We start from the raw sequence: 13933 nt of genomic DNA, 5'->3' as shown, positions 1-13933 counted from the left end.
GCTCCATTAATCTGATGGCAAGCCGCACAATTCTTGTTGTATACTAATTTTCCGTTATTCAATTGTTGCAAAACCGGGTCTTCTGAAAGATTGTTTTTTGGAATAAAATAATCTTCAGTGTTTGGTTTAAAGGTAAAACTTTGTAAAACCAAGGCAAACAATATTAATATGACTACATACTTTTTCAAAAGGTATGATTTTGATTTTAAGAATATGCAAATTTAAGGATTATAGGTTAAAAAAAGCAATAAAAAAAGCAGTAGAAAATCGACTAAATAGCTTATTTTGTTATAGACACAACATTAAAACGTTGTAGTACTTTCAATAAAGAAAAACCGTTTAAATTTATGGTTTACAGCATTTGTTAAAAATCAATTTCGTGAGTATTGACAAATAGTCTGATATTTTGGACTATTTTTTAACGTTATTGGTTTACTGTATAAACGGAAAAACCCTTCTAAAAAAATGTTTTTAGAAGGGTTAATGCTAATACAGTTTTGCCTTTACAAATCAAATCCAATTTTCACACCCAATTTTAAGGCTATAATTTTAGTGATTCTTTGCTTCAATTCTGGGATTTTGATGTTTTCGATAACGGCATTCGAGAAAGCGTACATCAATAATGCTTTGGCTTCTTTCTTAGGGATGCCACGTTGTTGCATATAGAAAAGTGCAGTTTCGTCTAATTGTCCAACAGTACAACCGTGAGAGCATTTGACATCGTCTGCAAAAATCTCTAATTGCGGTTTGGCATTGATAGTCGATTTATTCCCTAATAAGATGTTGTTGCTTTTTTGGAAAGCATTCGTTTTTTGCGCTTCTTTTTCTACATATACTTTCCCGTTGAAAACGCCCGTTGAATTCTCTGAAAATATTCCTTTGTAATCTTGAAAGCTTTCGCAATTTGGCGTTGCGTGGTGCACTAAAGTGTAATGATCTACGTGTTGTTTTTCGCCAATTATCGTAATTCCATTGAGTGTACTAGTCAAACGCTCTCCAAAATGATAGAAATTCAAATTGTTTCTGGTCAAATTTCCTCCAAAGGAAAAAGTCTGAACGGAAACATGGCTTTCTTGTTTCTGAGAAACATAAGTATTGTCAATTAAATTGGCAAGGTGATTGTCGTTTTGGATTTTATAATAATCAACTATCGCCCGTTTTTGCGCAAAAATCTCGGTAACTGAATTGGTCAGAACTGGATTTTCGTTCAAGCTTTGGTGCCTTTCGATGATTTGAACATGTGAATTTTCACCTACTACAACTAAGTTTCTTGGCTGAACCAAAAGCGCTGCTTCGCTTCCTGTTGAGAAATACATGATCTCAATAGGCTTATTGACCACCTTGCTTTTTGGGATATTGATGTAGGCTCCTTCATTTGCGAAAGCCGTATTCAAAGATGTTAAACTCTCTTCTTTATTGGCAATTTGGTTGAAATAAGCATCAATAATCATCTTGTATTTTGGCTTGTTCAATGCTGATGACATCAAACAAACGTCTATGCCTTGGTGGGTAGTTGAAGACAAATGCGAGCTAAATACGCCGTCTATAAAAACTACTTTGTAGGTGTCGATTTCGTGGATGAAGTATTTTTTTACGTCCTTGAATTCAATGGCTACTTCGTGTTTTGGAAACACAGAAAAGTCATTTTTCAGGATAGCATTCAACGAAGTATATTTCCAAGACTCCTCTTTTTTAGTTGGAAAGCCTTTATTTTCGAAGTTTTTTATAGCCTCAGTTCGCACATCGTGAAGTTCAGAATGAACATCGACTTGCTCCTCGAATGCCATAAAAGACGATACTAATTTTTCTTTTAATTCCATTTTAAATAGTTGTTAGTTATGAGTTGTAAGTTATAAGTTGTGCTTTCTGCAAACTGTAAACTGTACACTGCATACTAGTTCTCGGCTTTTATCCAGTCGTATCCTTTTTCTTCTAGCTCGTAAGCCAACTCTTTTCCTCCTGATTTCACAATTTTTCCGTTGTAAAGTACGTGAACAAAATCAGGAACGATATAGTCTAACAATCTTTGGTAGTGTGTAATTACCACAAAAGCATTTTTCTCACTTTTGAGTTTGTTTACCCCATTGGCAACAATCCTTAAGGCATCGATGTCTAATCCTGAATCGGTTTCGTCAAGAATAGCCAATTTTGGTTCGAGCATTGCCATTTGAAAAATCTCATTACGTTTTTTCTCTCCACCCGAAAACCCTTCATTTAATGAACGAGACAAAAACTTACGGTCGATTTCTAACAATTCCGATTTCTCGCGAATCACTTTCAACATTTCGTTGGCTGGCATTTCCTCGAGTTTGTTGGCTTTTCGGTTTTCATTGATAGCAGTTCTCATAAAGTTGGTCACCGAAACTCCCGGAATTTCAACAGGATATTGGAAAGAAAGAAAAACACCTTTGTGCGCTCTTTCTTCTGGAGCCAATTCTGAAATGTCTTCGTTATCCAAAAGGATTTCGCCTTCGGTTACTTCGTAATTTTCGTTTCCAGCAATGATAGAAGCAAGCGTGCTTTTTCCGGCACCGTTTGGTCCCATGATTGCGTGAATTTCTCCCGCTTTTACCTCAAGGTTGATTCCTTTTAATATTTCTTTGTCTCCAATGGAGGCGTGTAAATTTTTTATTGATAACATTGTTTTTTATTTTATATAAAAGCTAATTCTATTTTATCTTTTGGGTTAAATTTATCTGCGTTGAAATGAACGTTTCCTATGTATTGCATTCCTAAATATTCGGCCGATTTTCGAAAAGGAATATAAAAGTCGGACTCTATTTCATCTGTATGACAATTTGAGATCACTCCGCATTTTTTTCCTTTAAGACTTTTTCCTGTTTCTTTTTCGATGTGAATTATATCTGTACACCTATCGAAAAACACCTTCATAATTCCACTCATATTGTACCAATAATTGGGCGTGGCAAAAATTATTGTATCGTATTTTTCTATTATGGATTTTATTAAAGGATAAAAATCATCGTCTTTGTTTTTACCTTCATAATCATAATAAGAAATTTGATAATCATTCAAATTTATAACATCAACAGCATATTGATTTGCAATTTCGGCTGCTATTTTTGTTGTATTTCCGTTGTTACGGGAAGTTCCTACGATGATTACTTTTTTATTTTCCATTTTTGGATTAACCTACTGAACCTTCTAACGAAATCTCTAACAATTTCTGTGCTTCCACAGCAAATTCCATTGGCAATTTATTCAAAACATCTTTGCTGAAACCGTTTACGATTAATGCAATCGCTTTTTCGGTTGGAATACCACGCTGATTGCAATAGAAAACTTGGTCTTCGCCAATTTTACTCGTTGTAGCTTCGTGTTCTATTTTGGCCGATGGGTTTTTACTTTCGATGTATGGAAAAGTGTTGGCGCTGCAATTATTGCCCATCAAAAGGGAATCGCATTGCGAAAAGTTCCTTGCATTGTCAGCATTTGGACCAATTTTTACCAATCCTCTATAGCTATTATGTGATTTTCCAGCAGAAATACCTTTAGAAATAATCGTTGATTTGGTGTTTTTCCCAAGGTGAATCATCTTGGTTCCTGTATCAGCTTGTTGGAAATTATTGGTAACCGCAATCGAATAAAATTCGCCTACCGAATTATCTCCTTTCAAGATACAAGAAGGATATTTCCAAGTGACTGCAGAACCTGTTTCAACTTGCGTCCAAGAAATTTTTGCGTTTTTCTCGCACAATCCTCTTTTGGTTACAAAATTGAAAACGCCTCCTTTGCCTTCTTTGTTTCCAGGATACCAGTTTTGAACGGTCGAATATTTAATTTCAGCTCCATCCATTGCAATTAGCTCGACAACTGCTGCGTGCAATTGATTTTCGTCACGACTTGGAGCGGTACAACCTTCCAAATAAGAAACATAACTACCTTCATCGGCAATTAGTAAAGTTCTTTCGAATTGCCCTGTTCCCGCTTGATTGATTCTAAAGTATGTTGACAATTCCATTGGACAATGAACGCCTTTTGGAATATAACAGAAACTTCCATCAGAGAAAACAGCCGAATTTAATGCAGCATAAAAATTATCTTTTTGTGGCACAACAGTTCCGAGATGTTTACGAACCAACTCAGGATGTTCTTTGATGGCTTCGGAAATACTCATAAAAATAATTCCTTTTTCGGCTAATGTTTTTTTGAATGTAGTAGCTACTGAAACCGAATCGACCACGATATCCATCGCTACATTATTCATCATTTTCTGCTCATCGACAGAAATTCCCAGTTTTTTGTACATTTCTAAAAGCTCCGGATCTACATCGTCTAAGGTTTTATTAGGATCGATTGCTTTGGGTGCTGAATAATAAGAAATAGCTTGAAAATCAGGTTTTTCGTAATGGACATTGGCCCATTGAGGTTCTATCATTTTTTCCCAAGCGCGAAACGCTTCAAGACGCCAATCGGTCATCCATTGCGGTTCTTCTTTTCTAAGGGAAATAGCGCGAACAATATCTTCGTTCAAGCCTATAGGAAAAGTATCTGATTCTATATCTGTATAAAATCCGTACTCGTATTCTTTGCTTTCGAGTTCAACTCTTAAATGGTCTTCGGTGTATTTTGACATTTTTATATGGTTTAAAACCAATTAAGTAATTTAAATATAATTAGGCTAAATTAACCTAATTTCCTTTTTGGTTCAAATCTTTTTTTCCTTTTTTGGTTATAATGAAAAACTCTCCCCGCAACCACAAGTTCTGCTTGCGTTTGGATTATTGAATACAAAACCTTTACCGTTTAGTCCTCCCGAAAACTCCAAAATAGTTCCCGCTAGATAAAGAAAAGATTTTTTTTCTACGGCAATGGTTATTTCATTGTCTACGAAAATTTTATCGTCCTCGCCTTTGTTTTTGTCAAACTTCAAATCATAGGACAAACCAGAGCATCCACCACTTTTTACTCCTACTCTCACATAGTCTTTAGCAGCGTCAAAACCATCGTCTTTCATCAAATCGATGATTTTATTTTTGGCAGTATCAGAAACTTTAATCATAATCGTTATTTTGATTTTGTCTAAATAAAAGGCAAAGGTATTACAATTTAGGTATCATGTCAAACAAGATAACATTTTTATAACTATAATTGGATAGAAAAAGTCTATTTAACTAACCTAAAACAAAAGCATTGCCTAAATTTGTTTCTTTTTTTAAAACAAATATTAATGAATTTATATCCCATAGAAACTGGTAATTTTAAATTGGACGGCGGCGCAATGTTTGGCGTAGTGCCAAAAACAATCTGGAATAAAACAAACCCTGCAGATTCAAACAACTTGATAGACTTAGCCGCAAGATGTTTGCTTATCGAAGAAGGAAATCGCTTGATTTTGATAGACAACGGAATGGGCAACAAACAATCCGACAAGTTTTTTGGTTATTATTCGCTTTGGGGAACGCATTCTTTGGACAATTCCTTGGCAAAATACGGTTTTCATCGGGATGACGTCACCGATGTTTTCTTGACACATTTGCATTTTGACCATTGTGGAGGAAGTGTCAATTGGAATAAGGATAAAACAGGTTACGAATTGGCTTTTAAAAACGCCAAATATTGGACCAATGAAAACCATTGGGAATGGGCAACAAAACCCAATCTTCGTGAAAAAGCATCATTTTTATCTGAAAATATTTTACCTATTCAGCAAAGTGGACAATTGCATTTTATAAAAAGACCCGAAGGTGATTTGTTGGATAAATCAGAATTGGGTTTCGGGATTTTCTTTGCCGATGGTCACACCGAAAAACAAATGATGCCAATGATTCAATACCAAGAGAAAACAATCTGTTTTATGGCTGATTTGTTGCCAACAGTGGGTCATATTCCTTTACCTTATGTAATGGGCTATGACACGAGACCTTTATTGACAATGCCTGAAAAATCAAAGTTCCTGAATGCCGCAGCTGAGAACAATTATTATTTATTCTTGGAACACGATGCCCAAAATGAAATCATAACAGTCGAAAAAACAGAAAAAGGGGTTCGTTTGAAGGATGTTTTTACCGTTAATCAAATCTTTATATAATGTTAATTTTGTTTTGATATATGCCAAAATTGATATTTTTACATCAAATTTTAACTTTTTTAAAAAATCACCTATGATTAATTTTAAACCTATTTTGATCTCTGCCTTTGCAGTAGTGGTATTAGCGGGATGTGGAGCTTCAAAAAACGCTTCGAACAGCACTGCTTTGATGATCCAAGCTCCCGTAAACGTTCAAAAAAAGACACCTCTAAAAGAAGCTGATTTAAACCGTTGGAGCCATTTAGATATTATAAAAGACACCGTTCCAGGAATGAGTGTTGATAAAGCTTATGCAGAATTGTTAAAAGCCAAAAAAGGCAAAAAAGTAATCGTAGGAATTGTAGATTCAGGTGTTGATATTGAGCACGAAGATTTAAAAGCCGTTGTTTGGACTAATAAAAAAGAGACTCCAGGAAACGGAATTGACGATGACAAAAATGGATATATTGATGATATTCACGGGTGGAATTTTCTTGGAGATATTGTCAAAGAAAACATAGAATACGAAAGAATTATTGCCAATAAAAGCTTGGTGAATGAAGCAACTTACCAAGAAGCAAAAGCTTTGAATGACAAAAAAATTGTGTCCTCAACTAATGGAAAAACACAATTAGAAACAATGTCCGCAGAGGTTACAAATGCAGACAAAGTTTTGACAAAACATTTTGGAAAAACAAGCTATTCAATCGAAGAGGTAAACGCTATCGATTCGAAAGACGAAGAACTTTCCAAAAGTAAAATGATGCTGCAGCGCGTGAATTCTTTTGGGATGACAGTGCCTGAATTTAAAATAGCTTTACAAAAAGAATTGGATGGCTACAATAAAGTAATTAATGGCGACAACCTAAAGACCAATTACAGAAAAGTATTAGGAGACAATCCAGATGATATTACCGATACCAAGTATGGTAACAATAATGTAATGGGACCAGACAAAGAAGAAATTCTTCACGGAACCCATGTTGCTGGAATAGTTGCCCAAGTTAGAAACAACGGTTTGGGTGGAGATGGAATTGCAACTAATGTCGAAATTCTTACTGTTCGTGCTGTGCCAGATGGAGACGAATATGATAAAGATATCGCTTTAGGAATTCGCTATGCTGTGGATAACGGAGCCAAAGTAATCAACGGAAGTTTTGGAAAATCATTTTCGCCACACAAACAGTGGGTTTATGACGCCATAAAATATGCTGAAAAGAAAGATGTTTTGATCGTACACGCAGCAGGAAATGATGCTAAAGATATTGACGTGGCCAATAATTTCCCTAATGATTCAGATGATAAAATAAATGAATTCGCAGATAATTTAATCACCATTGGAGCCTTGAATTATGAATATGGGAATAAGGTTGTGGCTAGATTTTCAAACTTCGGAAAAATAAATGTTGATGTTTTTGCTCCAGGTGTAAAAATATATGCTTCAACACCTAACAATACTTATAAATTATTACAAGGAACCTCAATGGCTGCACCAAATGTTGCCGGCGTAGCTGCTTTAATTCGTTCGTATTATCCAAAATTATCAGCTAAGCAAGTGAAGCACATTTTGATGGATTCAGGCGTAGCGATTCCAATTGATGTTATCGTTGGAGGAAAACCTGCAGACGTTCGCCCATTTGCTAATTTGTCTAAAACAGGCAAAATGGTCAATGCCTACAACGCTTTGTTGATGGCTGAAAAAATGTCAAAATAATAAAATTTTAATTTTAGTTAAAAAATGGAAGGGATAAAACTCTTCCATTTTCTATTTTATCAAAACATGAAAAAAATATTAATAATTGCTTCCATTTCATTGAGTTTTGGAACTCTTTTAGCGCAAAGTTCAACCTATTGGCAACAACAAGTCGATTATAAAATGAACGTGCTAATGAACGTCAAAAATTACCAGTACAAAGGCAAGCAGGAATTGGTTTATACCAATAATTCTCCCGATACTTTGAAACGTGTTTATTATCATTTGTTCAATAATGCATTTCAACCCGGAAGCGAAATGGACGCCAGACTTCAAAGCATCAAAGATCCAGATGCTAGAATGGTCCATAAAATAAAAGTAGGTGATACCGAAATAAAAGAAAGCCGAATCAAAACTTTGAAACCCGATGAAATTGGGTATTTGAATGTTTCAAATTTCAAACAAGATGGAGTAGTTGCCAATGCAAAAACAGTAGGGACAATCCTCGAAGTGACTTTGGCCAAACCGATTTTACCCCACACGAAAACCACTTTTACTTTAGATTTTGACGGCCAAGTTCCAGTTCAAATTCGTCGTTCGGGCAGGAATAATGTTGAAGGAATCGAATTGTCTATGGCGCAATGGTATCCAAAAATAGCCGAATTTGATTTTGAAGGTTGGCATGCTGATCCTTATATAGCTAGAGAATTTCACGGAGTTTGGGGAAATTTTGATGTGGAAATTACCATCGACAAAGACTATGTATTAGGGGGAACTGGATATTTGCAAAACAAAAACGAAATTGGTTATGGCTATCAAGATGCCGGAATTACTGTTGTGCACCCAAAAAACACCAAATCTCTAACTTGGCATTTTTATGCTCCAATGGTACATGATTTTACTTGGGCTGCTGATAAAAATTATCTTCACGATATTGTAAAAGGGCCTAACAATGTCGATTTGCATTTCCTTTATAAAAATAATCCAAAAATTATTGATAATTGGAAAGCTTTACAACCATTGATGATAAAAGTTATGGATTTTTACAACAAGACCGTTGGCGATTATCCTTATAAACAATATTCCTTTATTCAAGGAGGCGATGGCGGAATGGAATATGCAATGTGTACTTTAATCCTTGGAGAGGGCAAAATGGAAGGGCTTTTGGGAGTTGCAACACACGAGTTAGGGCATTCGTGGTTTCAACATATTTTAGCTTCCAATGAAAGCAAACACTCGTGGATGGATGAAGGATTTACTTCCTACATCGAAGATTTGGCAATAAATGAAATCTCAGTGACGAAAAAAGAAAATCCTTTTGAAGCTTCGTACAAAGCGTATTACCAATTAGTACAATCAGGCAAAGAGCAGTCGCAAACTACTCAAGTTGATCGGTATGACGAAAACAAATCATATTCAATTTCAGCCTATAGCAAAGGCGAAATATTTTTGTCGCAATTAGGATACGTAATTGGCAAAGAAAACCTCGATAAAACCCTCAAAAAATTTTTTAACGATTTCAAATTCAAGCATCCGACGCCCAATGATATTAAGCGTACTGCCGAACGTGTTTCAGGAGCCATCCTAGATTGGTATTTAACCGATTGGACTCAAACTACCAATACAATTGATTATGGAATTAAGGAAGTAAAAGGAGATGGGAATTCTTCAAAAATCACCTTGGAAAGAATCGGCAGAATGCCAATGCCAATCGATCTTTTGGTCGAATATACCGATGGTACCAAAGAGAGTTTTTACATTCCGTTGCGAATGATGAGTTTTGAGAAAAAGAATCCGAATAGTTTAATAAAAAGAACTGTTTTGAGCGATTGGGCTTGGGCTTATCCTACCTATGAATTTAGTATTTTCAAAAACAGGACTGCAATCTATAAAATAACCATCGACCCAAGCGGATTAATGGCCGATGTGAAGCAAGCAGACAACACTTATGAGATAAAATAACTCTGAAATTAAACCAAAAAGCTGCAAATCGAATGAAATAATTTGTTTTTAATGGCTAATAATTTAGTTTTGGAAAAAAAACGAATGAAATCATTTGATGTAGCCATAATCGGAAGTGGTCCTTCGGGCGCTTCAGCAGCGTTTGAATTGGCCAAAAGTGGAATTTCTACTGTGATAATCGAAAAAGAAATTTTGCCAAGATATAAAACCTGTGGTGGTGGTTTAGTGTTCAGAGGAAGAAAAAAAATGCCTTTTGATGTATCATCTGTTGTGGAAAGAGAATTCTATGAAGTCGACACTTATTTTGCAAATACGCCTTTAAAATTCACCACAAACAGAGACCAACCCATTGTCAGTATGATTATGCGTGATGCTTTTGACAGTTTAATTGTTGAAAAATCAAAAGAAAAAGGAGTTGTTCTTTTACAAAATCATAAAGTTTTAAACATTAGTTTCGGCGACATACAAACGATTCACACCTCGGAAGGGGATGTACAAGCAAAATTTATCATAGCCGGTGACGGAGCACTAAGTCCAGTGTCAAAAATGGTGGGCTGGGAAGAAACTAGAACTATAATTCCGGCTTTAGAATATGAAGTTGAGGTTTCTGCGGCAGATTTCGAACGCTTGTCAAAAAATGTTCGTTTTGATGTGGACGTCATTCCATTAGGTTACGGTTGGTGTTTTCCTAAAAAAAATCATTTGTCTATTGGAGTGGGAGCTTTTGTGAAGTCCAAGCAGAAAATAGATTTGAAAAAAATTTATGCCGAGTATCTGAAAATTTTGGGTATTAACGAAATCATTAGCGAAGAAGCTCATGGATTTGTAATTCCGGTTTCGCCCAGAACCGATACATTTGTTAAAAAGAACGTTTTTTTAATCGGGGATTCAGCAGGATTTGCCGATCCTATTACCGCCGAAGGCATTTCCAACTCCATTTTAAGCGGTGTCTTGGCTGCTCAATCAATCGCAGAAAGTAAGCTTGACTCTGCCCGAGCTGCACAATTGTATCAAGAAAAATTAGAAAACAGTCTTTTGCCAGAAATTCGAACAGGAGTTATTTTGGCTAAATTTTTCTACGAGAAAAAATCCTTGCGCAACCTTTTCCTCAAAAAATACGGTCAGGTTTTAGCCAATGCAATGACCGACGTTTTTATGGGAGACAGAACTTATCCAAAAGATTATAAGGCTTCTATTCGCAGAAAAATCAAAGAAATTATTTTTTGATACCCAAAAGCGCTTTCGAATGGAAAGAATCATTATTGTTTAATTGGATTTTAAGCTGATTTCAAAAAAAATGGTACTTTTACTTTTTGAGCAATAGTTGCCTGATGTTTTTCCAATCTTTAAACCACCAAAACGCATGCTGATAGAAGTTTGTGTCGATAAACCAGTTTCTAGACCCTACATTTTATTGAAAAGGGCAGAATCCTATGTAAAATCAACAGCATCTTTACAGGCATTTTGTATTACGAGTATTTTGTTAAGTTACTACAATTATATAGCATTACAAGACGCAGACGGAGCCTTTTATTTGTTTCATTTATTTTTTTTAGTTTATTTTTTTAGTTTGGTAATCACCACTCAATTGGACGCTTATAGCCGATACCAAAATTATAAAATGGCCAAAGACTTATTGCATCAATATGGGTTTAAAAAACCGCTGATTAGAGTTTTCTCTAAATCGAAATGCCAAAGAGAAGCCGCAGCCGCAGCAGGAAATTGTTTGGGATTTAAGAAAGAAGTCAACGATTATTTTTACAGTATGGGTTTTCGATGGTATCATATTTTACCGCATATAATCTTAAAGAAACCCCAAATTTTCTTTACCAAAGACTACTGGTTATCCACTTTTTTTGTAGCGAATTACAAAAGCAAATATTTTTATTGGTGAGAAAGCTAGAAATTCAAAACATGGCTTTGAGCTATGGCAATCAAAGAATTTTAAAGGGAATTGATTTTGAAATTACCGAAGGTAAAATTACAGCACTCATTGGTCCCAATGGCGCAGGAAAAAGTTCTGCTTTTAGAGTATTGGCTGGATTGGTTGCGCCTGAAAGTGGAAAAATTTCTTTGGATGAAAAACCATTAAAAGATTTTAGTATCCTCCGAAATCATTGTGGCTATTTGTTAGAAACCGCCGACTTTTATCCCTATCTCAGTGGTAAAAAAAATCTAGAACTTTTTATAGGTCTTACGAATTCCAAAGCCAATGCACTTGATTTATTGGAAAAAGTTGGACTATCGCAAGCCGCCGATAAAAAAGTGCAGCATTATTCCCGTGGAATGAAACAGCGATTGGGATTGGCGCAAGTTCTTATAGACAATCCATCCTTTTTAATTTTAGATGAACCTTTTAATGGACTCGATCCAGAAGTCAAAGAGCAAATTCTTAAACTTTTGGTCGAATTGAAGAAACAAGGAAAAGGCATTTTGGTTTCCACACATCTTTTAGAAGATATCGAAGTCATCGCCGATGATTTTATACTATTGAATCAAGGCGAAATCTATCTTTCTGGAAGTATGGAAAGCTATCGCACTGACAAACAAAATGTAACGTTGCATTTTGAAGAAACGGTACCAAAAGATATTGAAATTGAGTTTGATTTTTTCATTATAGATCATAAAATAGGACTCAGCGCAAGCATCGAAGAAACCAAAACCGTTGTCAAAAAGCTTCATGAATTGGGATTTATTCCCTACAAAATAGAACGCTCCAGTATTTTGTATGATAAATATATGGAAATAGCCAAATGAGACACTTACTACAATTTGAAGGGATAAAATTACTCCATCGACCAAGAACTTTTTTAAGTATTGGCTTGATGTTGGTTTTAGTTGGACTCATTTTTTGGGGATTAAATGCAGAAGGCGAGAATGCTTTGGGGTATTTATTCCAATCCCTCGGCGACAATTTTCTAATGCAAGGTTCAATTCTCAACGGTTATATGGTCAGTTTTTTAATTCTGAACACGCTTTGGATTCATATTCCTATTTTGATAGTTATTGTAACCGGTGATTTATTTAGTTCCGAATTAGAATCAGGCACCATTCGATTATTGATGACAAGACCCATTAGCCGAAATCGTGTAGCATTGGGCAAATTTGCTACTGCGGTGCTTTATGTGTTCGTTTTTGTATTGATTTTTTCCTTGGTTTCATTAGGACTTGCGTTGCTTTTGTTCGGTAGCGGTGATTTGATTGTGGCTTTCAATGGTTTGCAAATTATTCCAGAAGCCGATTTGCTTTGGCGCTTTTTTGCAGCGTTCGGATATGCTTTTTTGGCAATGAGCACTTTTGCTATTTTCTCGGTCGCCATTAGTTTCTTTACCCGAAAATCATTGGTAGCGATTTTAATCACTTTGGGAATCATCGTGATAAGTACCTTGCTGCAAACATTGGCTTCATCACTTTTTATGGGCTGGGAATTTTTTCTAATAACCTATCATTTTGCCCAATGGCAATTATTTTTTTATTCAGAAATAGATTGGGTTTCTTTGCTCAATTCCTCACTTTGGTTGATGGTTTTTTCAAGTTTTTGTATAGTTGTTTCATTGATCAGATTCAATAAATTAAAAATTACCGAATGAAACATTTTATACTTTCCATTGCGCTTGTTTTTATTTGTTTTGGCGTCAAAGCTCAAACGGATCTCGCCGACAATCTCAAGAAAAAATACACCATTAATCGAGGTTTTGAAACCATGGTCAATATTAGCATTGATGTTCCAGGGCTGACGATTCCTCCTAAAGACATTAGTGCTATTTATGAAAAAGGCAAAAAACCACAAATCAAAGGCAAAGGGATTTTATTGTTACCAAAAAAGGGATTTTTAAACCAATTTTCAGACTTATTGAACGTCGAGGCGCATTGGATTCTTTTGGAAGAGAAAGGAGATGTATTGCATTACAAATTAGTGTCTTTGGACCCGAAAAGTGATTGGGTCACGGCAGATTTAAAAATTTCGAAAACCAATCTTTGCATCGACGAAATCAATTTGACTACCAAGGAATCGGGTGTATATCTGATAAAACATTCTTATGGAAAAGGAGTTTTTCCAACGACAACAGAAATCAGTTTTTTGACCAATAAATTCAATATTCCGCTGAAGTTTTTGGGCAAATCGAGTATCAAAAACATCAAAGACAAAGAGGGAAAAGTAAAAGGAAAAATAGTTTTACGCTTTACTAATTTTAGGATGTTGTAAAATCATTTGGAATTAAAAAAGGGCTAGTTTCAATTGCGAA

14 protein-coding genes are annotated in these 13933 nt (G+C 35.4%); 8 read left to right on the top strand and 6 right to left on the bottom strand.

Annotated elements, in window-relative coordinates:
• The 6 genes from ACIQ1E_RS04295 to ACIQ1E_RS04270 form a co-directional block, all read right to left on the bottom strand.
• Positions 1-188: c-type cytochrome (locus tag ACIQ1E_RS04295; RefSeq protein ID WP_396169004.1), on the bottom strand; the 188-nt coding region annotated here is incomplete at its 3' end.
• A gap of 315 nt (positions 189-503) precedes the next feature.
• Positions 504-1820, bottom strand: coding sequence for a Fe-S cluster assembly protein SufD (gene sufD / locus ACIQ1E_RS04290; protein ID WP_396169002.1), 1317 nt, complete (start codon positions 1818-1820; stop codon positions 504-506).
• A gap of 74 nt (positions 1821-1894) precedes the next feature.
• Entirely contained in the window at positions 1895-2641 is a 747-nt protein-coding gene (gene sufC, locus ACIQ1E_RS04285) for a Fe-S cluster assembly ATPase SufC (RefSeq protein ID WP_396169000.1), read from the bottom strand.
• Positions 2642-2652: 11 nt separating this feature from the next.
• Positions 2653-3141, bottom strand: coding sequence for a flavodoxin family protein (locus tag ACIQ1E_RS04280; RefSeq protein ID WP_396168999.1), 489 nt, complete (start codon positions 3139-3141; stop codon positions 2653-2655).
• Between the two features lie 7 nt (positions 3142-3148).
• Complete coding sequence (gene sufB, locus ACIQ1E_RS04275) at positions 3149-4597, bottom strand: Fe-S cluster assembly protein SufB (RefSeq protein WP_396168997.1); 1449 nt, start codon at positions 4595-4597, stop codon at positions 3149-3151.
• A 96-nt stretch (positions 4598-4693) separates the two neighbouring features.
• Positions 4694-5023, bottom strand: a complete 330-nt coding sequence (locus ACIQ1E_RS04270; RefSeq protein WP_315145104.1) for an iron-sulfur cluster assembly accessory protein — start codon at positions 5021-5023, stop codon at positions 4694-4696.
• Between the two features lie 168 nt (positions 5024-5191).
• On the opposite strand from ACIQ1E_RS04270, the gene ACIQ1E_RS04265 reads away from it, so the two are divergent.
• From ACIQ1E_RS04265 to ACIQ1E_RS04230, 8 genes are all read left to right on the top strand, one after another.
• Positions 5192-6052 carry an MBL fold metallo-hydrolase gene (locus ACIQ1E_RS04265; RefSeq protein ID WP_396168995.1) on the top strand — a complete coding sequence of 287 codons (861 nt, stop codon included), beginning with the start codon at positions 5192-5194 and terminating at the stop codon, positions 6050-6052.
• A gap of 73 nt (positions 6053-6125) precedes the next feature.
• Complete coding sequence (locus tag ACIQ1E_RS04260; protein WP_396168993.1) at positions 6126-7745, top strand: S8 family peptidase; 1620 nt, start codon at positions 6126-6128, stop codon at positions 7743-7745.
• A 66-nt stretch (positions 7746-7811) separates the two neighbouring features.
• Complete coding sequence (locus ACIQ1E_RS04255; RefSeq protein ID WP_396168990.1) at positions 7812-9686, top strand: M1 family metallopeptidase; 1875 nt, start codon at positions 7812-7814, stop codon at positions 9684-9686.
• Positions 9687-9737: 51 nt separating this feature from the next.
• Positions 9738-10913, top strand: coding sequence for a geranylgeranyl reductase family protein (locus ACIQ1E_RS04250; RefSeq protein ID WP_396168988.1), 1176 nt, complete (start codon positions 9738-9740; stop codon positions 10911-10913).
• Positions 10914-11049: 136 nt separating this feature from the next.
• Complete coding sequence (locus ACIQ1E_RS04245; RefSeq protein ID WP_396168986.1) at positions 11050-11580, top strand: hypothetical protein; 531 nt, start codon at positions 11050-11052, stop codon at positions 11578-11580.
• The gene (locus tag ACIQ1E_RS04240; protein ID WP_396168983.1) at positions 11577-12443 is read left to right on the top strand and encodes an ABC transporter ATP-binding protein; all 867 of its coding nucleotides are present in this window, start codon (positions 11577-11579) and stop codon (positions 12441-12443) included. The genes ACIQ1E_RS04245 and ACIQ1E_RS04240 overlap by 4 nt, the downstream gene beginning before the upstream one ends.
• Positions 12440-13276 carry an ABC transporter permease gene (locus ACIQ1E_RS04235; protein ID WP_396168981.1) on the top strand — a complete coding sequence of 279 codons (837 nt, stop codon included), beginning with the start codon at positions 12440-12442 and terminating at the stop codon, positions 13274-13276. The genes ACIQ1E_RS04240 and ACIQ1E_RS04235 overlap by 4 nt, the downstream gene beginning before the upstream one ends.
• A complete protein-coding gene (locus ACIQ1E_RS04230; RefSeq protein WP_396168980.1) occupies positions 13273-13893 on the top strand; it encodes a hypothetical protein in 621 nt (206 codons plus the stop codon). The genes ACIQ1E_RS04235 and ACIQ1E_RS04230 overlap by 4 nt, the downstream gene beginning before the upstream one ends.
• The last annotated feature ends 40 nt before the right edge of the window (positions 13894-13933 follow it).

Source organism: Flavobacterium sp. (genome assembly GCF_044348915.1).
Classification (GTDB): domain Bacteria; phylum Bacteroidota; class Bacteroidia; order Flavobacteriales; family Flavobacteriaceae; genus Flavobacterium.
The sequence above is the reverse complement of the archived record's forward strand: the minus strand, read 5'-3'. Positions and strand labels throughout refer to the sequence as shown.